This is a genomic window from Marinomonas sp. BSi20584 (assembly GCF_002792415.1).
Lineage (GTDB): Bacteria > Pseudomonadota > Gammaproteobacteria > Pseudomonadales > Marinomonadaceae > Marinomonas > Marinomonas polaris.
In genome coordinates this window covers 292,662-316,312 of sequence record NZ_KZ454868.1, presented here as the reverse complement: position 1 = coordinate 316,312, position 23,651 = coordinate 292,662, and the positions used below count along the sequence as shown (strand labels likewise).

The window sequence follows — 23,651 nt, the reverse complement described above, 5'->3', positions numbered from 1 at the left end:
CTCTACTCTTAATATATCGAGGCGTTTGGTATGGATATTTCTCATTTATTGACTTCACATTCACGAAACATGGAAGCATCTTTGGTTCGTGAACTGCTGCATTATAGTCAACAGCCAGACATTCTATCTTTAGCCGGTGGTTTGCCAGATGAAAACCTGATGCCAGCATACCCAGAATTGAAGCAACTAACCGACAGTCGGCAATATGGCCCAAGTGAAGGTGAGAAAGACCTGCGAGAATGTATTGTGTCGATTGTGGCTGAGCGAGGTATTCAGACATCTAATGATAATGTGCTGGTAACCAATGGCTCGCAACAGGGCTTGGACATTGTCAGTCGTTTAATTTTAGACGAAAGTTCGACTATTTTAACCGAGCAGCCGACCTATCTCGCTGCTTGTCAGGTATTTAAATTGCAAGGTGCAAAGGTTCAAGATGTCATATCAGATGCTGAGGGTATGTCTGTTTCAGCTTTACGAGATGCTATTGAAAAACATCATCCAAAAGCGGTTTATTTGATTCCTAATTTTCAGAATCCAGCAGGGCATTGTTATAGTTTGCAGCGTCGACACGAGATTGCTGCTCTGCTTGATGAGAAAAATATATTGCTCATTGAAGACGATCCGTATCGCGATCTTTGTTATGACAATGTCGACCTTACGCCAATTTCAACTTTGATAAAGCAAGCGCCTTGGCTGTACATGGGGAGTTTCTCTAAGGTTTTGTGGCCAGGTTTGCGTACTGGCTATATCGTTTCCTGTGATGTTTTTTCTCCGTACTTGGTTAAAGTAAAACAAGCTGTTGATCTTCATACCAATCGTCTTGGTCAGAGTATGATTACTCAATTCTTTAAGTCTGGACAATATCCGGATCACGTTATTAAGCTTCAAAAAGCCTATAAGGAAAAGCGAGATGTGATGGCTGAGGCTTTAAATGCAGAGCTTGGCGATCTCATTGAATTTTCGTTTCCAGCTGGTGGTATGTTCTTTTGGGTGAAGTTGCCCGCAGGCGTTTCATCACAATTAGTACTGACTGAAGCGTTGAAGGATAAGGTGTTGGTTCTTCCCGGAACGCCATTTTTCCCCTGTAAGAGTTCACTTGATGATTCGTTTCTAAGGTTGAGTTTTGCGCGTGTTTCACCGGCGCAAATCCATCAAGCAATCACGGTGCTTGCGAAAGTCATTCGACAGCTTGCTTAGTTATTTGTCACTTGGGTGCTACTGGTTGTATGTCTATATTGGCTAAGTTTCTTGTTTCAAAACCTTTTTGTTGTGGTAAGGCTGGCTTTTTATTGTATTTATGCTCGGCTAGCAGTTCCTTCTTTTTAGGCGACACGTTAGAATCTTATTTTTAAGACTGTATAGAATAGGAATATGTAATGGGCAGAGCCTTTCAAAACCGCAAAGAGTCCATGGCAAAAACGTCTGACCAAAAAGCCAAGGTTTACAGTAAATACGGCCGTGAGATTTATGTTTGCGCAAAATCCGGTGGTATTGACCCTAATGGTAATTTGTCGCTACGTTCTCTGATCGACCGAGCTAAAAAAGATCAGGTGCCAACTCACGTTATCGACAAAGCGATTGATAAGGCGAAAGGTGGCGGTGGAGAAGACTTTGATACTGCTCGCTACGAAGGTTTTGGTCCTGGCAATACTATGGTTATCGTGGATTGTTTGTCTGATAACCCAAACCGTACTTTTGGTGACGTGCGTACTTGCTTCAACAAAGTAAAATGTAAAATCGGTAGCCAAGGTAGCGTGAGTCATATGTTTGACCACAGTGCTATTTTTGTTTTTGCTGGTACTGACGAAGAAGCTGTATTGGAAGCCTTGATGATGGCTGATGTTGATGTAACAGATATTGAGCTAGAGGACGGTAAAGTAACTGTTTTTGCGCCTCATACCGATTACAGTAAGGCTAAAACTGCACTAACAGATGCATTTGGAGAGATTGAATTTGAGGTTGATGAAATTCAATTCGTTGCTCAAAACACGACAGAAATTCAAGGCGAAGAGGTGGATCAGTTTGATCGTTTCTTAGATCTATTGAATGACTTGGATGATGTTCAGCGCGTTTATCATAACGCTGAATATTAGAATTAAAGGCCTTGGTGATGTTTTTCGCTAAGGCTTTTTGCTTTATGGGACCTTTGCATCGCTCGCGACATGGTGAAAAGGTCTCTTTATAATATATGTTGATTAAAAATGACCAAACCAAAACCTCAGTTAAAATCTCCTTGCGTTAATGTATGTCTTCTTAATGATGAAGATATCTGTGTCGGTTGTTATCGAACGGGTAAGGAAATCAGTCAGTGGGGAAGCATGAATAAGGCTTCGCAGCAGGCGATTATGAAGAAGGTTCGTGAGAGGGAAGCTAAGAGTCAGTTTGTTAATTAGATATCTTTTGGTACCTTTACTGACTCTACCATCTATTCTGTTTTTCTTGTTTAGTTCTTTCCACCTGTATTCTTTAGCTCTATCCATTGCGACATGTATTGTGTGCTTTTAAGGCTGTGGTGTCGCAGCATCAATCCCAAGAAATGTTTCTTTCTCAAGCTTTCCCTTAGCTGTATTTGCAGTTTAAGTCGATTGATTAATTTCGGTTCCCATTCTTCTGCTTGATATCGAGCCTGTAGGATTCTATTGCCATTTTGTTGCATTAGTAGCCAGCTTTCTTTGTCTTCATAGAGAGAAACTGCTGCATCAACAAAGGTTTCATTGTCGTCTTTGATGATGCCATTCCATGGAAGCTCTCCATACATGGATTCTGCGCCAATCGTTGTGGCTATGCTCGGCGTTCCCATTTGCATGGCTTCCACCAATTTGCCTTTAATACCTGCACCAAAACGTAATGGTGCTAAGCAAAGTCGAGCTTGCTGCATGACTTCTTGAGCATCTTCGGCCCAGCCTTTTATTAAAAAACCTTCTTTTGCGTTGTGTAATTGCGTGGCTTTTGGTGGTGGGTAAGCGCCATAAATATGCATTTCTGCTTTTGGTAGGCGTTTGCGTATCTTTGGCCATATTTCTGTTTTTAATTGCAGGACGGCATCCCAATTTGGCGCGTGACGAAAATTGCCGATGCTAATGAAGTGTTGGCGCTCTTCAAAGCTGGTTAGAGCATCAGTGTCTTTAGGTTTGGGCAGCATAAATGGAAGGTGAAATAAATGGGTTTCAGGTACGTGAAATTCATCAATTAACAGTTTGGTTTCTACTTCAGAAATCATCAAGGTTAAGTCACAGCGATGAATTGCGGCGATTTCACGAATGCCCAGATCGCTATAAAGGTCTTCAATCACAAAGGTTCTATTTTGTTTAAGAGCATTGTGTCTGGCTTGTCTTAATGAGTGAAGGTCTTCTGTGTTGAGAACGCGTAATGAGTCTGGGCTGAATTTTTCAACGCGCCAACCAAATTGTTCTTCCATCATAAAGCGATCAAATATCACAATGTCCGGTTTTTTGTCTGCGATATAGGTATCGAAAGATGCATCGTTAAGTTCGATGTGTTCAGCCTGTATGCCTAGTTGGGATAGATCCGTCATATGCTCAGTTTGTTGAGCTGGACTGGCAAAGGATAGTTGCCATTGTTGTTTATAAAAACAATTAAGTAATTGCATCATTCGGCTGCCAGCGGCAGATGAGTTGGGTTCTGGCCAGACGTAGCCGATGACAAGTAGGTGCACGGTGTTCTCTCAATGTTTCGATGTTTTTTGGTTCTGAATTTTTAGCAGAATCAGGACATATTCGTCTGGCTATTGTATCATGGCAAACAGATTTGTCTTGCCTGCCTCATTTGAAGGGATTGTCTGGCAAGATGTAAGCAAAACATGACGTTGAGAAGATATTATGATCATAAAACCAAAGATTCGCGGATTTATTTGTACAACAACACACCCAGTAGGTTGTGAGCAAAATGTAAGAGAGCAAATTGCTTTTACTAAAAGCAAAGGGGCTATCGAAAATGGTCCTAAAAAAGTACTTGTAATCGGTGCGTCAAGTGGTTATGGCTTGTCTTCTCGTATTGCTGCAGCGTTCGGTTCTGGCGCAGCAACAATAGGTGTTTTCTTTGAAAAGCCAGGTACAGATAAGAAAACTGGTACAGCGGGTTGGTACAACTCTGCGGCATTCGATAAAGTTGCCAAAGAAGAAGGTTTATATGCTAAAAGCATTAATGGTGATGCCTTCTCAAATGAAGCGCGTGCAACCGTTATTGATTTGATTAAGCAAGACCTTGGTCAAGTTGACATGGTGGTTTACTCGCTGGCTTCCCCAGTTCGTAAAATGCCAGAAACAGGCGAAGTCATTCGCTCTGTTCTTAAGCCTATTGGTAAGCCATACCGTTCTACTGCGATTGATACGAATAAAGATGTGATTATCGAAGCGGAAATCGAGCCAGCAACAGAAGAAGAAATTGCGGCAACGACAACAGTAATGGGTGGTCAAGATTGGGAGCTTTGGATGTCTGCTTTGCAAGAAGCAGGTGTTTTGGCTGAGGGTGTTCGCACAGTGGCTTACTCTTATATTGGTTCTGACATTACTTGGCCAATTTATTGGCATGGTGCATTAGGCAGGGCTAAAGAGGATTTGGATCGTGCCTCTTCAGCAATTGATGCTCAGTTGGCTAAGCTCGGTGGCGGTGCTAATGTTGCAGTATTGAAGTCGGTTGTGACTCAAGCCTCTTCAGCAATCCCAGTTATGCCTTTGTACTTGGCAATGGTCTTCAAGGTTATGCGTGAAAAAGGCCTTCATGAAGGTTGTATGGATCAGATTTATCGTATGTTCTCTGAGCGTTTGTATAATAATCATAACCCAGCAGAATTGACGGATGATAAAAATCGTCTTCGTTTGGATGATTGGGAATTGCGTGAAGATGTTCAGCAAGCTTGTCGTGAACTTTGGCCGCAAGTGAATGATGCTAATTTGTTTGCCCAGACTGATTACCAGCTTTATAAAGACGAGTTTTTGAAGTTATTTGGTTTTGGAGTGGAAGGTGTTGATTACGATGCTGAAGCTGATCCGGAAGCAGACTTTGAAGTAATTACACTTTAGTCTTTACTTAAAGAGACAAAAAAGGAGTTCAAGTATCGCTTGGGCTCCTTTTTTTATGCCTTTTTATCTCTTATAGTGAATGAGTTCTAACTTTGGGGTGATTATGAAATATTCATTGGGGTTGCTTTGTGTTGTGTCATGGTTTGTTGATGCCCAGACCATTGAGCGTCAGCCAGTCGATATTATTTACGGCAATCAGGTGATTCATACGCAGCATCAAATTGTTGTGAGCTCTCGAGAAGAGGTGGCAATTATTCCTGCAGAAAAGTCGAAAACGACTTTGGGGCCAAATATTGTGATAACGGCTGATGGTAAAGGTATGTCGTATTTGGAAGAAAATGCCATTGCCGAGCGGGAACAAGCAATTTACGATGAGGTTAATAAGCGAACTGAGGATGCGCCATTTACTGTTCTGTTTACTGGAAATATACCTGAGGATATTCAGGCTAAGCGCCTTCGGATGATGCCGGAGATTGGTATCTTTGGTGACCAAGCAAAAACAGATGATGCGTCAGTTGATAAGGTGCAGCCAGATGTGGGTGATTTTTCACCAATTGGCAAAGGGGTTGCTCCTGCAGCGAGCGGGGCTAAGGGTGCACCTGCAACTGACCAAGAAAAATTAGAGAAGCTGATCGGTGGTTGAGGCTTTTTGGGTTCTCTAGGTGGCTTTATTTTAAAGATTGGGGGAGTTTGGTGATGTTTCTCTCCAGTCTTGTTGCTCGATGAGTTCTTGTGGGAATGCTTTGTTGTGAATGATTATTTTTGTCGTATCTGTTGATTGCAGTTTGCTATTTATAAAAGCAATAAAATCCTCTCGCTGAATTTTTTCTACGTTGTTTATCCATTCTTCTCTGGTTAGAAAATCTGGGTCTGGTTTGGCAATTTGATGCCATTCATTTAGTGCATTGTCACTTAGGTTTTTTGCGGTCATTTTCAGTTCGCTTAGTAGTGCGTTCTTAGCTTGTAAAAAATCTTTTTCCGATATATTGGGTAATCTATTGCTCTGTTCCTTTAGAAAGTCTTCTATTGAGTGAATGATTGTTAGGCTGTCGTTATTGGGGGATTGTACTAATAACCCTAATATTGGTGTGTTCCGAATACTGAGGTCTTGTGCTCCAACAATATAGCCAAGCTGTTGATTGGTTCTTAGTTCCTGATAAAAAGGGCTGCTGATTAGTTTTCTTAATATTGAAAAATAAGCTTTTTCTGTAATGGCTTTTTTTGTTGCCTGTGTGCTGGTGTCTATTAGTGCATATAAAATCACCTTGTCGTCGCTTGTTGATTCGAACTGGTAGTGGTATTTCTTTTGAGTGGTGAGATTTTTGGTTTCAATTTCTAGTGGCTCTCTAGGGGTTAGTCGATCACTAAAGCGTTGATAAATCGAGTCTGCAAGCTTTTCTGCCTGTTCTTTAGTTAAGTTGCCTGTGCTGTAGCCAACTATATCAAAATGTTCGCGTGCTTTTTTTGTGTATTCCCGAAGGTCTTCTAAAGTGAGCTGTGCCAGCGCATCTTCTAGTTGTTTTGTAGTAAAACTATTTTTAGTAATCAATATGCTTAGTGCGCTACTAGCGTTGCTGTAAGCTTGTCGGCTTTTTTGGTTGCTTAAGTCTTTTTCTAGTTGTGTTTTAGCTTGTTCGAATCGCTCTGGTGTTGGGCGAAATAAGAAAAGTTGATCTACTAGCCAAGTGATATAGGTGTTTTGTTTATCTGAATAGCCGCTGGTTCGTAAGGTTACGCCGTTGGCATGAGGGTAAAATGCATAACCCAGCCCTGCAACATACGGTGCATAGGTTGATTCGCTCACACTATCATTAAAAAGACGACTCCATAGTCTGTTGAGTAGGGTGTGTTCTGGTGTATCTGCAGCATCGGCAAAACGTATTGCTAGAAAGTTCATTGCGGTGGGTTTGCCAAAACTTGAGTCGGATTTATTCCAGTAGGTGAAGCCCTTTTTTTGGAAAATGATTGAGGGGGTTGTGTCTTTTTTATCAATTAAATCTAAAGATTCAGGGATGAAGGTGTTCTTTTCGGGCAAGCTAACTTGCGTACTTTTTACTGATAAATTGATGATGTCTAAAAATAGTTGGCTGAAATTGTTGTTGCTGTATTTGCTCTGGTACCAGGGTTCTGTTTGCCATGTTGGCTTTTTTTCGGTCCAGCTTTCTGGGAATTCGTGATTTGATGTGATTTGTACTAAAAGGTTTTCTTGAGAGAGCTGTTTTAGGAGGTTGCGAACTTGCTTTTTGTCTGCAGCTGATTCTAGGCGATAGCAGCTCAAAATGTCTTCAGGTGGTGTTTTTAGTATTCTTGTTGATAAGGATCTGGCTAAGCTTTGAGGGTCTACATAGCTTTGATTGTTAAACATGAGCTGACTAAGTTTTAGTCCCTCTTGTAGGTACATTGAGTTGATAGGGGAGGATTTTAAGGTGCTAACGGTGGCAAAAAAATGTTTGGCTACTGTGTCTATTTTTCTTATTCCCTCATCGGTCAGGGCGATTCTGACAGTGAATAAAGCGTTGTCACCATAATCTGCGCTAGTGCTTGCGGATATGCCGTTTATTAACCCCTCAGATTTAAGGGATGAATATAGTGATCCTTTGTTTTCATTGCCTAAAATATAAGATAAATAGCGTGTTGGTTGGGTCTTGTAGTTTTTATTTTGGGCGTCTATTTGGTAGTAAAAACTTAATGTGCTGTTGTCGATTAGTGAGCGCACAAACTGTAATTGTGGTTTGTCTTTTTGGATGAGTGCTGGGTAGTGTTTTTCTGCCTCAGGTTTTTTACTCGGAATGTTCGAAAAGTACTGGCGGGCAAGTGTGGCCATTTGGTTATAGGGTAGGTTGGCTACCATAACTAGCGCCATATTCTCACTAAAATAATTTTCTTCATAAAGTTTGAGCAATTGCTTTCTTAGTGGATTGTTTGGCCTGTCTTTGAGTGTATCTAAGCTACCAACTGTGAAGTGACTGTATGGGTGTTTAGGGTTGAGTAATGTTTTTAATGCCTGATTGTTTCGTCTGCTTTCATCTTTTAGTTTGGCTTTGTATTCAGAATCGACTGCGTTTTTTTCTCTTTGTGTGAGGGATTCGCTGAATAGTGGTGCGGTAAAAAATTGCGAGAATCTGTCTAGTGCACCTTCGTATGCGGTGGGTTTGATGTCGAAGTAAAAGTTTGTCGTGTCGGTGCTTGTGTAAGCGTTGTGGGAGCCGCCATGAGTATTTATATAGGATTGGTAGTTGCCCGCCTCTGGGTATTTTTTAGTACCAAGAAAAAGCATGTGCTCTAAAAAATGCGCCAATCCTTGTTGGTTGTCTGGGTCTTGAAAATTACCGACATTGACTGATAGTGATGCGGCAAAGCGTTCGGCTTGCGGGTCGCTTACTAATAATACTTTTAGGTTGTTAGTTAGAGTTATGAGGTGGTAGTCATTTTTGTCGGTGAGGCTTTTGTTAGGTATGTTAATAATTTGATCATTTGTCACTTGTACTACGCTACTGTTGGTTTGTTGTGGGCTGGCTTGATTGCTTTCTTGTGCTGCTTTAAATGACGTATTGTCTTGGTTCATGTGATTGCTTATTTCGGGTGTTGTGTTGTTTTCGATAAGGTACGAGGTGTCTGCTTGTATCGAAAAAGATGCAAGTGCAGCAAGTGGCAAGTAATAGGTGGCGACTTTTTTTCTGATATTAATCATGGCTTCAGATTAACTGAAGCATGCGGTGGGATGCAATGGGCGTGCACTATGCCCATTGCTTATAAAGTTAGGTCGTTCTATTGGGCATCCAATGATTTGCCGTTTACTGTTAGACTGTCTTTACCCATTAGATAAAGATAAATCGGCATAATGTCTTCTGCTGTAGGTAGTGTTTTTGGATCTTCGTCTGGGTAAGCGTTTGCTCGCATGCTGGTTCTTGTTGCGCCAGGGTTTATGGCGTTACATCGAACGTTAGGTGATAGGCTTTCTAGTTCGCTGGATAGTAGTTGCATCATAGCTTCAGTAGCAAACTTTGATACCGCATAGGCTCCCCAGTTGGCTTTGGCTTTTCTTCCAACGCCTGAAGAGGTAAATATTATGGAGGCGTGCTCTGCTTTTTGCATAAGAGGCAGCAGGGCTTGATTTAGCATTAGTTGGCTGGTGACGTTGACACGCATAACCTGTTCAAACAGCGTTGGGTCGTAGGTTGCTAGGGTTGTTCGCTCGCCTAGTAGGCTGGCATTGTGAAGAATGCCATCAAGATGGCCGAATTCGCTTTCTATGGTGTTAGCAAGTTCGATATAGTCGTGTTCGGCAGCACCATCAAGATTTAATGGCACAATGGCTGCTTGTGGATATTGTTGTTTTTCGATGTAATCGTAAACCGCTTCGAGTTTTTTAGTTGTGCGGCCCAAAAGTATGACGGTTGCGCCATGTTTTGCGTAGGTGATGGCAGCTTCTTTGCCTATACCATCACCGGCTCCAGTAACAAGGATTACCTTGTCTTTAAGTAATTGGCTTGGGGCTTGATAATCAAACATATCTCCTCCTTGTGCCTTGGTTAGGCTTCTATTTTTTGGGTGTGCATCATGTAATTGACAGACACGTCTTTGTCATTCAGCTTGTACACTTTGGTGAGAGGGTTGTATGTCATTCCTGTCATGTGAGTGACTTCTAATCCGGCTTTTCTTGCGTAATTATTGAGTTCGGCTGGCTGAATGAACTTTGCGTAATCGTGCGTTCCTTTTGGCAGCATCTTTAAAATGTATTCCGCGCCAACGATGGCAAAAAGATACGCTTTGGGGTTTCTGTTGATAGTAGAAAAGAATACGTGACCACCTGGTTTCACTAGCGTCATGCAGGCTTTAATTACAGACGATGGGTCTGGCACGTGTTCTAACATTTCAAGGCAAGTAACAACGTCGTACTGGCCTGCTTCTCGTTGTGCTATTTCTTCAGCAGTGATTTTCTCATAATCAATGTCGAGTTTAGATTCTTCTTTGTGTAGTTTTGCTACGGCAAGAGGCGCTTCGCCCATATCAATGCCTTTCACATCTGCGCCTAGTTTTGCCATCGCTTCAGATAGAATGCCGCCGCCGCAACCGATGTCGATGACTTTCTTTCCTTGTAACCCGTTGGCGCGATCGCTGATGTAGTTGGTACGTAGCGGGTTGATATCATGTAATGGTTTGAATTCGTTTTCTGTGTCCCACCAACGGCTCGCAAGCGCTTCAAACTTCGCAACTTCATTTAGGTCTACGTTATTCTGTTGTGTGTTTGTCATGTTTTGTTTTCCATTTTTCAATGTCGCTAAGAGTGATGAAGCTATGTTCGTTGTACTGAACCGATCGCCTGTGTTCTGAAATGCTTCTTTAGGTAATAGAAGCGAAGCTTATTTTTATTACGTCATCTTAGTATAGCGCCAACCTCAGAGGTGACCAATAGCAAACTTGCTTTGTTAAAGAGAGTGTTCCGTAGGTGGTTTCTATAAATACAATATAGAGCAACAAAACATGCTCCTTGAAGGGGTGTTATTTATTTCCTTATGTTACAATGCGGCGCTTATAAAAAGATATTAGGGAGTCTTTTTGACTCCGAGGCATAAGGATCGATTGTATCTATGGGTGAATTAGCCAAAGAAATTATTCCCGTCAGTATCGAAAATGAACTTAAGGGATCTTACCTAGATTACGCAATGAGTGTAATTGTAGGTCGAGCATTACCTGATGTGCGAGACGGGTTAAAGCCTGTTCACCGTCGCGTTCTATTTGCGATGAATGAACTTAAAAATGATTGGAATAAACCGTACAAAAAATCGGCGCGTATCGTTGGTGATGTAATCGGTAAATATCACCCACATGGTGATTCTGCTGTATACGATACGATTGTTCGTATGGCGCAACCTTTCTCAATGCGTTACACCTTGGTTGATGGTCAGGGTAACTTCGGTTCTGTCGATGGTGACAGTGCTGCGGCAATGCGTTATACCGAAATCCGTATGGCGAAAATTTCTCATCATCTTTTGATGGATTTAGAGAAAGAAACCGTCGACTTCGTGCCTAACTACGATGGCACGGAATTTATGCCGGAAGTATTGCCTGCGCGTGTACCTGGACTGTTAGTAAACGGTTCGGCGGGTATTGCGGTAGGCATGGCGACTAATATCCCACCTCATAATCTTGGTGAGATTATCGATGGTTGTTTAGCTGTTATTGATAACGCAGACATTACTATTGATGAGCTTATCGATCATATACCAGGGCCTGACTTCCCAACTGGGGCGTTTATTAATGGTCGCGCTGGTATTATTGAAGCTTACAAAACCGGTCGCGGTCGTATTTACATGCGTGCCCGTCATCATTTTGAAGACATGGAAAAAGGTAACCGCCAATCCATCGTTTTCACTGAGATCCCTTATCAGTTAAATAAAGCGAAAGTGATTGAAAAAATCGCTGAGCTAGTTAAAGAGAAAAAACTGGAAGGTATCAGTGAGCTTCGTGATGAATCTGACAAAGACGGTATGCGTATCGTTATAGAGTTGCGTCGCGGTGAAAATCCTGATGTTGTTGTGAATAACATCTTCACGCAAACTCAATTGCAGTCAGTGTTTGGTATTAACATGGTGGCCTTGGTTGATGGTCGTCCTCAGTTACTTAATATCAAACAAATTCTTGAATGCTTCGTTAAACACCGTCGAGAAGTAGTTACACGTCGTACTATTTACGAACTTCGTAAAGCGCGCGAGCGTGGTCACATTCTTGAGGGTTTGGCTGTTTCTCTAGCGAACATTGATCGCGTAATTGAGCTAATCCGTACATCGCCAACATCTGCAGAAGCAAAAGAGAAAATTGTTAGCGAGTCTTGGGAGCCGGGTAATGTGGTTGCCATGCTTGAGCGTGCTGGTGCTGACGCTTGTCGTCCTGATGATCTTGAGGCTGGCTACGGTTTTGTTGATGGTGCATATCATTTGTCACCAGATCAAGCTCAAGCGATTTTGGACTTGCGTCTACATCGTTTGACAGGTTTGGAACACGATAAGTTACTGGGCGAATATAAGTCTCTGATTGAGCTTATTGGTGAATTGCTAAATATTCTATCTAACCCAGATCGTTTGATGGAAGTTATTCGTGAAGAGCTAGGAGAGGTTCGAGATACTTTCGGCGACGCTCGTCGTACTGAAATCTTAACTTCTCGTCAAGATTTGACCATTGCGGATTTGATTGATGAAGCGCCAATGGTAGTGACGATTTCGAATACAGGTTATGCGAAATCTCAGCCATTAGTTGAGTATCAAGCTCAGCGTCGTGGTGGTCGCGGTAAATCTTCTGCGAGCATGAAAGACGAGGATCACATCGAGCATCTGTTGGTTACTAGTAGTCATGACACCATAATGCTGTTTAGTAATTTTGGTAAAGTTTACTGGTTGCGTGTGTTTGAGATTCCGGTAGCTAGTCGTAGTGCGAAAGGTCGTCCTATTGTTAACTTGTTGCCGTTAAGAGAAGGCGAGTCTATCTCTGCTTTATTGCCTTTGCCGGTTGTTGAAGCAGTTGAGGCAGACTCGGAAGCGGATGACGAAGTTGCAGATGACGCAATTGTTGAAGCTAGTAGCTATATCTTTATGGCGACGGCAAACGGAACAGTTAAGAAGACAGCGATGCAGCATTTTGCTCGCCCTCGCTCGACTGGTTTGATTGCGCTTAGCTTAGATGAGACTGATGAGCTGGTTGGTGTATCTGTTACCAATGGTGAAAATGATATTATGTTGGTTTCATCTTCAGGCAAAACAATCCGCTTTAAAGAGTCTGATGTTCGTGCAATGGGTCGTACTGCAGCAGGTGTTCGTGGTATTCGTTTAGGCGAAGATGCTAAGGTTGTTTCGCTTATCGTTCCTCAGGATGGTTCTGCTGTATTGATGGCTTGTGAAAATGGTTATGGCAAGCGTACTTTGGTAGAAGATTTCCCAGTGTATGGTCGTGGCGGTCAAGGTGTTATCGGTATTCAGGTTTCTGAGCGTAACGGCCCTGTTGTTGGTGCTGCTCAGGTTGATGAAACAGATGAGATTATTTTGATTACCGATCAAGGTACTTTGGTTCGTACTCGGGTGACAGAAGTGTCATGTCAAGGCCGAAACACTCAAGGTGTTACTTTGATTCGTTTGACCAATGATGAGCATTTGGTTGGCATTGAACGTGTTGTTGAACATGATGAAGAAGATGTTGAGATCGATGAAGCAGGTGATGCTGTTGTCGTTGATCAGGCGCCAAGTGATGGTGACGAATCTCCTGATATCCTTGATAGCGATATGGAATAGAAAATAAAGCGGCGCACCTAGGTGCGTCGCTTTTGTTGTAGATAGGTCCTGAAAATACTAGAGGTAATACGCAGGATGAGCCGAGTATATAATTTTTGTTCTGGTCCAGCAGCGCTTCCAGAAGCGGTTTTAAAAAAAGCACAGGCTGAAATGCTAGATTGGCATGGTGCTGGTGTTTCTGTTATGGAAATGAGCCACCGTAGTTCTGAGTTTATGTCCATTCTCGCATCTGCTAAAGCGCGTTTGTCGCGCTTGATGAATATTAGCGATGAATATGAAATTCTGTTTGTTCAAGGTGGCGCCTCTACCTTGTTTGCTCAAATTCCTGCGAACTTAGTGAATGGCTTTGATTCTGCCTGCTTTTTGGATACTGGTGCTTGGTCTTCAAAGGCAATTAAAGAGGCAGAAAGATACACTAAAGTAAACGTAGTGGGATCTTCAAAAGAGCAGAACTATAGTACGGTTCCTGACTTTTCTACTCTAGAGTTGGATGAAAATGCTGCATATTTGCATCTTTGTCCAAACGAAACTATCGGCGGTCTAGAGTTTTCCGACCTGCCTGAAACGAATTTGCCTATCGTTGCAGATTTGTCTTCAACGATTTTGTCTCGCAAAATTGATGTGAGCAAATATGGCTTGATTTACGCTGGCGCACAAAAAAATGTCGGTCCTGCTGGTGTGGTTATATGTATTATTCGTAAAGATTTGCTGGCGCGTAGTAGTGATGAGTTGCCATCAATTTGGAATTTTGCCAACTTGGCTGCGAATGACTCTATGATTAATACGCCGCCAACGTTTGCAATTTACTTGGCTGATTTAGTGTTCGAGTGGTTGGAAGAGCAAGGTGGTGTTGAAGCGATCGAAGCGATCAATATTCGTAAGGCGCAGGCTTTATACGACTTCATTGATGCTAGCAAATTTTATTCAAACCCTGTTGATCCTGCTTATAGATCTCGCATGAATGTGCCGTTTATTTTGGCTGATGAGTCTCTTGAATCTCTTTTCTTGCAAGAATCTGAAGCGGCTGGCCTACGTACTTTAGCTGGACATCGTTCTGTTGGTGGTATGCGAGCAAGTATATATAACGCAATGCCTATGGAAGGTATTGAAGCTTTGATTGATTTTATGCGTGGCTTCGAAAAGCGTCACGGATAATACTTTTTAGAGACAATAACCTCTATGGATAATAAATAGCATGTCAAATTCTAAACAAGCAGTACCAGATACTCTGCCTTTATTGCGCGATCGTATTGATTCCATTGATTCGCAAATACAAATACTGATTAATGAGCGTGCATCTTGCGCTCAAAAAGTGGCTGAAGTTAAGTTGGCTGAGCAGGGTGGTGAGTCTGTTGTCTTTTATCGCCCGGAGCGCGAGGCTCAAGTTTTGCGCAGAGTTATGGAGCGTAACGAAGGACCTTTGGGGAATGAAGAGATGGCGAAGATCTTTCGTCAGGTGATGTCTTCATGTCTAGCGCTTGAAAAACCAATGCGTATCGCGTTCTTAGGACCAGAAGGCACCTTCACGCAGCAAGCGGCATTAAAGCACTTTGGGAAATCTATTGTTAGTGCGCCGATGGCGGCTATTGATGAGGTGTTCCGTGAAGTGGAATCTGGTGCTGCTAATTATGGTGTCGTGCCAGTTGAGAATTCGACAGAAGGTGTTGTTAACCATACGTTAGATAGTTTTCGTGACTCGCGTTTAAAAATATGTGGCGAAGTGGAAGAGCGTATTCACCATCATTTGTTGGTGAGTCCGAATATTAACTCCGAAGACGTCACTCATATTTATTCACACCAACAGTCTTTGGCGCAATGCCGTGCTTGGTTGGATCGTTATTGGCCGCATGCTGAGCGTATTGCTGTAAGTTCCAACGCAGAGGCGGCTCGTCTTGCGGCTGAAGCGGGTCGCAGTGGTCGGGCTATTGCTGCCATTGCGGGTGAAGTTGCTTGTGAGTTATACGGCTTATTAAAAGTTTCTTCTAATATTGAAGATCGTCCAGATAATACCACGCGCTTTTTGATCGTTGGTAATCAGGATGTTCCACCAAGCGGTAAAGATAAAACATCACTGCTAATTAGTGCGAAAAATGAGCCAGGTGCTTTATATCGATTGCTTGAGGCTTTCGAGCGTCATGGGGTTGATATGACGCGTTTGGAAACTCGTCCTTCTTTAATGAGTCGTTGGGGTTATATATTTTATATTGATTTCGTCGGTCATTATTTAGATGAAGATTGCCGTGCCGTAATCGATGAGTTACGTGAGCGTGCATCGGAAGTGAAGGTGTTGGGTTCCTATCCTGTGGCTGTGCTTTAGCAATTTTATAAGAGTGTTGTGCTTTGACTGGTGAAAGTGATTTTCAGGCGTCTGTTAATATGACGTCTCAAGAAAAAAAGAAATTTGGCAATGTAATGATCATTGGTCTTGGCATGATAGGTGGCTCATTTGCGAAAGCGTTAAAAGAGCGCGGCTTGGCAACCTTGTATGCTGTTGATCGTCGGGAGGGGGAGTTAGCGCTAGGGGTTTCAACGGGAGTTATTGATTATCCTGCTGAAATTTCAGCTGAATTTGTCTCTAAGATGGATGTTATTGTTCTTGCTACTCCAGTAAGGGCGATGGAATCTGTTTTGACTGATCTTAAGCCTTTCATATCTGAGCGTACCCTAGTTACTGATGTGGGGTCGACAAAGGGGAGTGTGATTGAGGCAGTTCGTCGTGTCTTTGGGCATGTGCCGGCTAATTTTATCCCTGGTCATCCTATTGCTGGAGCAGAAAAAAGTGGTGTATTGGCATCTAATCCTCTTCTTTTTGAAAAGCACATGGCGATAGTGACGCCGTTGGCAGACAGTAATCCTGTTTTGTTGGATCGTCTTCACCGTCTTTGGCGTGCTGTTGGCGCTGATGTTGTGAGTATGGATGTTGATCATCATGATCACGTGTTGGCCTCTTCAAGTCATTTGCCGCACCTGCTTGCTTATACTTTGGTTGATGCACTGGCCAATGGTGAGCGTAGTCAGGATATATTTAAATTTGCTGCTGGTGGCTTTCGTGACTTTACTCGGATTGCGTCAAGTGACCCTGTGATGTGGCGAGATGTCTTTATGGCCAATAAAGAAGCTACTTTGGCTACGTTAGATCATTTTACTGATCGTCTTGCTGATATGCGCGCTGCGATAGAGCAAGGTGATGGCGCAAGCATGTTTGGTGTTTTTACTCGCGCTAAGTCTGCGCGAGATCATTTTCTTCGATTGTTAGAGCAGCGTACAATTGGTTCTACGAAAGAGGTTCGTCCAGTTTCTGTTTCTGTTTTGCCTGCTTCTGCAATTAAAGGTGATATTTCTTTATTGGGTGACAAATCTCTGTCACATAAAGCGATTACTATAGCGGCGCTTTCTGAAGGTGTAAGTGAAATAAAGAACGTCGATTTGACTGGTGATGTGCGTATTACTATGCAAGCTTTTCGGGATATGGGGGTTGTTATAGAGGAAGCATCCGCTGATCACTTACGCGTTCATGGGGTTGGTCTTCGTGGCTTAAAAGCACCAATTGCGCCAATCAATGTGCACCAATCTAGGGAAAGTTTGTATTTGTTGCTGCCTGTTTTAGCTGGTCAATCATTTTCTGTGTCTGTCGTTGCAGAAGAAAAATTACTTAATCAATCGATGGGTGATTTGTTTTCTTTGGTGCGCAAAATGGGTGGCGGTGTCGTGTCTGAAATGGCTGATTGTCTGCCAGTTGATCTTTTGCCTGGTGAACCTTCGAATGTATCTGTTGATTTGAAAATTGGGTCTGAACGCTTGCGTATGTCGGCGTTTTTGGCAGCACTATATTCGCCCGTTGAAGGTTCTGTTATGACTCTGTCGACGGGGTTATCTCATTGTGAGGTGTTGTTACGTCATTTTGGTGTGACAATATTGGGTCATGCTGACGGCTTTAGTGTTGTTCCTGCGCCTTTGGTTGGTACGGATATTGTTTTATCTGGTGATGAATATGAGGCGGCTTGGTTGGTGTTATTGGCGAGCTTGTTGCCAGGTTCTGAATTGCTAATCGAGAATGCGGGTTTGGATTCTGTATCTTTTGCATTTCTATCGTTTCTAAAATCGATCGGTGCGGATATATCTATACCTGAGCAGGGTGAGTTTGGCTTGTACGAAGGTAGACTTCAGGCAGGTTTTGCTGAGTTGAATTCGTTCAGTTTGTTGCCAGAGCAGAGTTACCAATTTAGAAATGAGTTGCCTTTGTTGTGTGTCGCTGCGGCTTACGCGAATGGTGAAAGTTGTATTCAAGGTGTTGGCTCTCTACCTTATTATTGTGAAGATAGGGTCCTGGCTTTAGTGGATGCACTTGAGCATATGAAGATTGTTTGTGCATACGAAAATGGGGATTTGCTTATTAAAGGTGGTCTTCCATTGGGTGGTGAGTTGGATTGTGCTGGTGATGATAAATTAGCACTTGCCATGTTGGCACTAGGGGCGCGAAGCCAATTGCTAACAAAAGTGAATGATTGCCAAAAATTATTAGAAGAATTTAACGAGTTGGAGAGTGTCACTATGCAGTTAGGTTTTCACTGTTCGGTGGCGCAATAGTTTTTTAAGAGGAATAGTTATGATCAACCAAGGCCCAGTTATTACGATTGATGGTCCAAGTGGTGCTGGTAAAGGCACTGTAAGTCAGTTAATCGCAGAAAAGCTGGGATGGCACATACTTGATAGTGGTGCTTTATATCGACTACTTGCTCTTGCTGTATCGCATCACGGTATGTCTTCTGATGATGTTGAGACCTTGAAGGTCTTGGCCGAACATTTGGATATACAGTTTGAGCAGTCAGAAGAAGGTAAAGTTGAAATTATTCTAGAAGGCGAGATTGTTACTCAAGCGATTCGAACTGAAGAAGTTGGTAATTGCGCGTCTAAATTGGCGGCTATTCCAGAAGTTCGAGAGGGTTTGTTGCTACGTCAGCGCGCTTTTTCGCAATTGCCTGGTTTGGTGGCGGATGGGCGTGATATGGGGACGGTGGTTTTTCCTTCCGCGCAGATTAAAATATTTCTAACAGCATCGGCAGAAGAGCGTGCTCAGCGTCGCTTACAGCAATTGCAGCAAAAAGGCGAAGCTGTTAATCTAGATGAACTTGTTAAAACGATTAAAGAGCGAGATGAGCGAGATGCGAATAGAGCGATTGCTCCTCTTGTGCCTGCAGCAGGCGCTTTAGTTATAGATAGTACGGATTTGACGATAGAACAGGTTGTCGAGATGATTTTTGCTGAAACAGCAAAAGCAGGTCTCGTATAATCTGTTCTTTTTTGCGTCTACTTTTTTGCATCTAGAATGTGCTAGAATAGATCAAATGTTATTCAAGTCGATAAAGGTGCCAGCAAGCTTTTATCGCATCATCCAAAAAAATTGACCCACATTTGCTGGCAATGTGGATATGGCCTAGTTCTTTATATAGGCCGACTATATAGGAAATACAATGACTCAAAGCTTCGCAGAACTGTTTGAAGAAAGCCTATTAACCGTCGAAATGGCGCCAGGCTCAATTGTTACTGGTATCGTTGTTGATATTGACAGCGAGTGGGTAACTGTTCATGCAGGTCTTAAATCTGAAGGCGTAATTCCTCGTTCTCAGTTCCTAACGGATAGTGGTGAGTTCAACTTAAACATCGGTGACGAAGTTAAAGTTGCTCTTGATGCTGTTGAAGATGGTTTCGGTGAGACTAAATTGTCTCGCGAAAAAGCTAAACGTGCAGAAACTTGGTCTGTTCTTGAAAAAGCTTACGAAGAAAATGCCATTGTTCACGGTGTTATCAACGGTAAAGTCAAAGGTGGCTTCACAGTTGATATCGCTAACATCCGTGCTTTCTTGCCAGGCTCTTTGGTAGATGTTCGCCCAATCCGCGATACATCTCATTTGGAAGGTGTGGATCTAGAGTTCAAACTTATCAAGCTTGATCAAAAACGTAACAACGTTGTTGTTTCTCGTCGTGCCGTTATGGAAGCGACTAACAGCGCTGAACGTGAAACATTGCTTGCTTCTCTTGAAGAGGGTCAAGAAGTTAAAGGTATCGTTAAGAACCTTACTGACTACGGTGCTTTCGTTGATCTTGGTGGTGTTGATGGTCTTCTACACATCACTGACATGGCTTGGAAACGCATTAAGCACCCAAGTGAAATCATTGCTGTTGGCGATGAAATCGACGTTAAAGTTCTTAAGTTTGACCGCGAGCGTAACCGCGTGTCTCTAGGTCTTAAGCAATTGGGTGAAGATCCATGGGTTGCTATCAAAGCTCGTTACCCAGAAAACACTAAAGTAACTGCTAAAGTTACCAACTTGACTGATTACGGTTGCTTCGCTGAACTTGAAGAAGGCGTAGAAGGTCTAGTGCACGTTTCTGAAATGGATTGGACAAACAAAAACATTCACCCATCTAAAGTTGTTCAGATTGGTGATGAAGTTGAAGTTATGGTTCTTGACATTGACGAAGAGCGTCGTCGTATTTCTTTGGGTATCAAGCAGTGCACAATGAACCCATGGGAAGAATTCGCAACTTCTTTCAATAAAGGCGACAAAATCTCTGGCGCAATCAAATCTATCACTGACTTTGGTGTGTTCATTGGTCTTGACGGCGGTATCGACGGTCTTGTTCACTTATCTGACCTATCTTGGGACGAAACTGGTGAAGATGCAGTACGTCAATACAAGAAAGGCGATATGCTAGAAACAGTTGTATTGTCTATCGATGCTGAGCGTGAGCGTATTTCTCTAGGTGTTAAACAACTAGAGGAAGATCCGTTCCTAGCTTTCGTTGCTGAAAATGACAAGGGCACTATCGTTAACGGTACTGTCTCTGAAGTTGATGCGAAAGGTGCTGTAGTTGTTCTTGCTGAAGGCGTTGAAGCTACTTTGAAAGTATCTGAAATTAGCCGTGAGCGTATCGAAGATGCTACAACAGCATTGAAAGTTGGTGATAAAGTAGAAGCAGCGATCATTAACGTTGATCGTAAAGCGCGTACTATCACTCTTTCTATCAAGCAGAAAGATGCTACTGAAGAGAAAGCCGCGTTGAAATCTCATTCTGAGAAACAACAAGCTGAAACTAATGGTCCAACCACTATCGGTGATTTGATCAAAGCGCAACTAGAAAACCAAAACTAAGTTTTGATTTCTGGTTGTTGTAAAAAGCGGACTTAGGTCCGCTTTTTTTTGCTTATTTTTTTGAATTTATTGACAGGGAAACTATACACAGAACATGTGGATAACCATGGGTATAGACTTGGTGTATGTTTTTTTAGCGTAATGAGTTAAGTAGTTTTTCAGTGTCTTCTTCGTTCCAATTGTCTTTCTCCAGTAGCTCTTTGAGGGCTTTGCTTTGCTGTGCGTTATGGAGGTTTTTTTGGAATTTGGCGTAATGAAAGTCTTTTATTAAGCGTTCGTCGTGTTCTGAGCGATAAAGTGCCCGATTTTGAGTGTTTTCTATTCTCTCTTGATTGAGCGAGCTGATTTTTTTATAAGTATTTAAGAACTGCTTTTTATTCATCTCCTGCTCTCTTATTTGTCTTCTATACGAAGTATTTCAAAATGGTCGTTTCTTGCGCACCACTTTATATTGATATCCCAAAGCTTGATTCCGTGCTCTCTATTGACCTGTTCTGATAAGTAAGAGGGTCTAGGATCCTGTTCCACAATTTGTTTAATTAAAGTCGTTATTTCTCTTTTGTGCAAATTTTGATAGGTCTCGCATTGTGCTTTTGCGAGTTCAGAAAATAGTACGGGCTTTATTTGCATTTGCGCTGGTGTTGGGGCAAAGCCTCCTTTCGCATCGACAATGCTGTCTGCATAAGGCAGATAAGGTTTTATATCGAGAACTGGTGTGCCATCTAGTAAATCTGCGCCATGCAAATCAATAAAGATTTTTTTGTCTTCTTGGTAGATGCGCCCAATTTTCACAACGGATAAGCCTATCGGGTTAGGTCTGTGCGTGGCTCGTGTAGCGAATACGCCCATTTTTATTTTCCCCCCTAGGCGTGGTGGTCGTATTTTTGCTTTCCAGTTTTCTGTCATGCAGGCGTGAAAGACGAACTGGATCCAGATATGAGAGAATCCATCTAGCCCTTCTAATATGTCCAACCTGCTATAAGGAGGGATTAGCTCTAGGCGCGCTGTTGCTTCTGTTACCAGTCCTGGTTGTCGTGGTATACCAAATTTTTCCTTGTAACAAGAATGTACTATGCCAATGGTGTTGAGAGTAAAAGAATTGATGGGTGGCAATGGGGGATCCTTTCGTGAAAATCTGCGCTAAATGAATAAAAATATTGTGATAGTATACTGTCTTGATGAAATAGATCGCGACTTATTTGGTGATCTATTGTTTGTTCTTTTTACTTTTATTAGAGATTAAAAATGTCTTTAGAATCTTATATGAATCGAATTGGTCAGCAAGCTAGGGCAGCTTCTCGTCTTCTTGCTAAGGCATCCACAAAGCAAAAAAATATGGCGCTGTTTGCTATGGCTGACGCTTTGGAAAATGCTCGACCTCGATTGATAGAGGAAAATGCGAAAGACATGGAGAATGGTCGTGCTAAAGGTCTTGATTCGGCTTTGCTAGATCGACTATTGCTAAATGATGCTCGTATTGATGGCATGATTGAAGGCTTAAAGCAGGTGGCGTCACTGCCTGATCCTATTGGTGAGATATCAAATATGGTGTATTTGCCATCTGGAATTCAGCGTGGGCAAATGCGCGTACCGCTTGGTGTGGTTGGTATTATCTATGAGTCTCGCCCAAATGTGACCATCGACGCAGCAAGTCTGTGTTTGAAATCAGGTAATGCGACTATTTTGCGCGGCGGTTCAGAAGCGTTTCATTCTAATCAAGTTATTGCTGAGGCTATATCTGTAGGCCTCAAGTCTGTAAATTTACCTGAAGAAGCGGTTCAGGTGTTAAATACGACAGACCGTGAAGCGGTTGGTAAATTGATAACCATGCCTGAGTACGTAGATGTGATCGTTCCGCGTGGTGGTAGGGGCTTGATTCAGCGCATTAGTGAAGATGCTCGAGTTCCTGTGATTAAGCACCTTGACGGTAACTGCCATGTTTACATTGATGATGAAGCGGATTTAGTTAAAGCCTTCAATATTGCTCTGAATGCAAAAACACGTCGTTATGGTGTGTGCAATGCTATGGAGTCCTTGTTGGTCCATAAAGCAATTGCTCGCGATGTCCTTCCTAAGTTGATTTCTGCATTTTTAGATAAGGGTGTTGAGTTGGTGGGCTGCGAGGCAACTCAGGCTATGTCGGCTTCAATTGGTTCTGCTAGTGAAGAGGATTGGTATACCGAATATCATGCTCCTAAGTTATCTATCAAAATTGTCTCAGATATGGATGAGGCGATTGCGCACATTAATAAATATGGTTCTCATCATACGGACGCAATTGTTTCGCAGAACTATTCAAAAACACGAGCGTTTATGACGGAAGTGGATTCATCATCGGTTATGGTGAATGCTTCGACATCCTTTGCGGATGGTTTTGAGTATGGCTTTGGGGCTGAAATTGGTATATCTACAGATAAAATTCACGCTCGTGGACCGGTTGGGTTGTTAGGTTTGACTAGTCAGAAATATATTGTGCTTGGCGATGGTCATACTCGTGACAACTAGAGTCAACGATAGCGTGAAGGTTTCTGGGCTGGCCATTATGGGTGGGACATTTGATCCTGTTCATAATGGTCACTTAAGAACAGCGGTTGAGATTTTGGATCGCTATCATTACTCAAATTTGAAGTTAATACCCTGTTTTCAGCCTGTGCATAAAGATCGACCAAGTGTTTTACCTCAACATCGGCTTGACATGGCTAGGCTTGCTATCTCAGGTGATGCTCGATTGAGTGTTGATTCTCGTGAAATTGATAGGGAAGGGCCAAGCTATAGTATTGATACGTTGCGAGATCTTCGTGAGGAAATTGGTCCTGATGAATCGTTAATTATGGTGTTGGGAATGGATAGCTTTCTATCTCTTCCAACTTGGCATAAATGGCAACAGATAATCAAGTATGCTCACTTGTTGGTGGTGTCTCGTCCCGGTTGGGAACCTGACTTGATCTCTGAATTAAGCGGTTTTTGCGAAAACTATCGTGCCGCATCGTCGCATGAGTTACAATGCGCGCCCTCAGGGCGGGTCTGGTTCGAGACTCTTACTCCTTTGGGGATATCCTCTAGCATGATTAGAGCGCTAGCTCGTAAAAACGAGTCGATTGCTTATTTGTTGCCAGAGCCAGTCCAAAAATATATAGAACAACATCAATTATATCGATAGGGTAACGTAATTA

19 protein-coding genes are annotated in these 23,651 nt (G+C 42.6%); 13 read left to right on the top strand and 6 right to left on the bottom strand.

Annotation, left to right across the window (positions count from 1 at the left end):
• Positions 1-30: 30 nt before the first annotated feature.
• From TY87_RS01480 to TY87_RS01470, 3 genes are all read left to right on the top strand, one after another.
• Positions 31-1,197: an aminotransferase-like domain-containing protein gene (locus TY87_RS01480; RefSeq protein ID WP_100185726.1), complete on the top strand. Its 1,167-nt coding sequence runs from the start codon at positions 31-33 to the stop codon at positions 1,195-1,197.
• Between the two features lie 179 nt (positions 1,198-1,376).
• Entirely contained in the window at positions 1,377-2,093 is a 717-nt protein-coding gene (locus tag TY87_RS01475) for a YebC/PmpR family DNA-binding transcriptional regulator (RefSeq protein WP_072839916.1), read from the top strand.
• Between the two features lie 108 nt (positions 2,094-2,201).
• On the top strand, positions 2,202-2,393 hold the full coding sequence (locus TY87_RS01470; RefSeq protein ID WP_100185725.1) for a DUF1289 domain-containing protein: 192 nt from the start codon (positions 2,202-2,204) through the stop codon (positions 2,391-2,393).
• A gap of 50 nt (positions 2,394-2,443) precedes the next feature.
• Here TY87_RS01470 and TY87_RS01465 read toward each other — a convergent pair whose 3' ends face one another.
• Positions 2,444-3,676, bottom strand: a complete 1,233-nt coding sequence (locus tag TY87_RS01465) for a glycosyltransferase (RefSeq protein WP_100185724.1) — start codon at positions 3,674-3,676, stop codon at positions 2,444-2,446.
• A gap of 163 nt (positions 3,677-3,839) precedes the next feature.
• Between TY87_RS01465 and fabV the strand changes: the two genes are divergently transcribed.
• Complete coding sequence (fabV, locus tag TY87_RS01460; RefSeq protein WP_072839919.1) at positions 3,840-5,042, top strand: enoyl-ACP reductase FabV; 1,203 nt, start codon at positions 3,840-3,842, stop codon at positions 5,040-5,042.
• Between the two features lie 103 nt (positions 5,043-5,145).
• Complete coding sequence (locus TY87_RS01455; protein WP_100185723.1) at positions 5,146-5,685, top strand: hypothetical protein; 540 nt, start codon at positions 5,146-5,148, stop codon at positions 5,683-5,685.
• A gap of 30 nt (positions 5,686-5,715) precedes the next feature.
• Here the strand turns inward: TY87_RS01455 and TY87_RS01450 are convergent, their stop codons facing one another.
• From TY87_RS01450 to ubiG, 3 genes are all read right to left on the bottom strand, one after another.
• Positions 5,716-8,733 (bottom strand): insulinase family protein, encoded by a 3,018-nt coding sequence (locus TY87_RS01450; protein WP_232617034.1) that lies wholly within the window; start codon positions 8,731-8,733, stop codon positions 5,716-5,718.
• Positions 8,734-8,810: 77 nt separating this feature from the next.
• Positions 8,811-9,554: a YciK family oxidoreductase gene (locus TY87_RS01445; protein WP_072839921.1), complete on the bottom strand. Its 744-nt coding sequence runs from the start codon at positions 9,552-9,554 to the stop codon at positions 8,811-8,813.
• 20 nt (positions 9,555-9,574) lie between these two features.
• Positions 9,575-10,297 (bottom strand): bifunctional 2-polyprenyl-6-hydroxyphenol methylase/3-demethylubiquinol 3-O-methyltransferase UbiG, encoded by a 723-nt coding sequence (gene ubiG / locus TY87_RS01440; protein ID WP_072839922.1) that lies wholly within the window; start codon positions 10,295-10,297, stop codon positions 9,575-9,577.
• Positions 10,298-10,633: 336 nt separating this feature from the next.
• Between ubiG and gyrA the strand changes: the two genes are divergently transcribed.
• The 6 genes from gyrA (at position 10,634) to rpsA (ending at position 20,478) form a co-directional block, all read left to right on the top strand.
• On the top strand, positions 10,634-13,324 hold the full coding sequence (gene gyrA / locus TY87_RS01435) for a DNA gyrase subunit A (protein ID WP_100185722.1): 2,691 nt from the start codon (positions 10,634-10,636) through the stop codon (positions 13,322-13,324).
• Positions 13,325-13,399: 75 nt separating this feature from the next.
• Complete coding sequence (gene serC / locus TY87_RS01430; protein WP_072839924.1) at positions 13,400-14,479, top strand: 3-phosphoserine/phosphohydroxythreonine transaminase; 1,080 nt, start codon at positions 13,400-13,402, stop codon at positions 14,477-14,479.
• A gap of 40 nt (positions 14,480-14,519) precedes the next feature.
• Complete coding sequence (gene pheA / locus TY87_RS01425; protein ID WP_100185721.1) at positions 14,520-15,641, top strand: prephenate dehydratase; 1,122 nt, start codon at positions 14,520-14,522, stop codon at positions 15,639-15,641.
• A gap of 59 nt (positions 15,642-15,700) precedes the next feature.
• The gene (locus TY87_RS01420) at positions 15,701-17,911 is read left to right on the top strand and encodes a bifunctional prephenate dehydrogenase/3-phosphoshikimate 1-carboxyvinyltransferase (RefSeq protein WP_232617033.1); all 2,211 of its coding nucleotides are present in this window, start codon (positions 15,701-15,703) and stop codon (positions 17,909-17,911) included.
• Between the two features lie 19 nt (positions 17,912-17,930).
• Positions 17,931-18,614 (top strand): (d)CMP kinase, encoded by a 684-nt coding sequence (gene cmk / locus TY87_RS01415; protein ID WP_072839926.1) that lies wholly within the window; start codon positions 17,931-17,933, stop codon positions 18,612-18,614.
• A 181-nt stretch (positions 18,615-18,795) separates the two neighbouring features.
• Positions 18,796-20,478 (top strand): 30S ribosomal protein S1, encoded by a 1,683-nt coding sequence (gene rpsA, locus TY87_RS01410; protein ID WP_072839927.1) that lies wholly within the window; start codon positions 18,796-18,798, stop codon positions 20,476-20,478.
• A gap of 133 nt (positions 20,479-20,611) precedes the next feature.
• On the opposite strand, the gene TY87_RS01405 is transcribed toward rpsA, so the two are convergent.
• Together TY87_RS01405 and tsaA are read right to left on the bottom strand one after the other, a co-directional pair.
• On the bottom strand, positions 20,612-20,860 hold the full coding sequence (locus TY87_RS01405) for a hypothetical protein (protein ID WP_100185719.1): 249 nt from the start codon (positions 20,858-20,860) through the stop codon (positions 20,612-20,614).
• 11 nt (positions 20,861-20,871) lie between these two features.
• A complete protein-coding gene (gene tsaA, locus TY87_RS01400) occupies positions 20,872-21,591 on the bottom strand; it encodes a tRNA (N6-threonylcarbamoyladenosine(37)-N6)-methyltransferase TrmO (protein WP_100185718.1) in 720 nt (239 codons plus the stop codon).
• 132 nt (positions 21,592-21,723) lie between these two features.
• Here tsaA and TY87_RS01395 point away from each other — a divergent pair, with 132 nt between their 5' ends.
• Together TY87_RS01395 and nadD are read left to right on the top strand one after the other, a co-directional pair.
• A complete protein-coding gene (locus tag TY87_RS01395; RefSeq protein ID WP_100185717.1) occupies positions 21,724-22,983 on the top strand; it encodes a glutamate-5-semialdehyde dehydrogenase in 1,260 nt (419 codons plus the stop codon).
• Positions 22,973-23,638: a nicotinate-nucleotide adenylyltransferase gene (gene nadD, locus TY87_RS01390; protein ID WP_084122389.1), complete on the top strand. Its 666-nt coding sequence runs from the start codon at positions 22,973-22,975 to the stop codon at positions 23,636-23,638. Before TY87_RS01395 ends, nadD begins: the two co-directional genes overlap by 11 nt.
• Positions 23,639-23,651 lie beyond the last annotated feature (13 nt).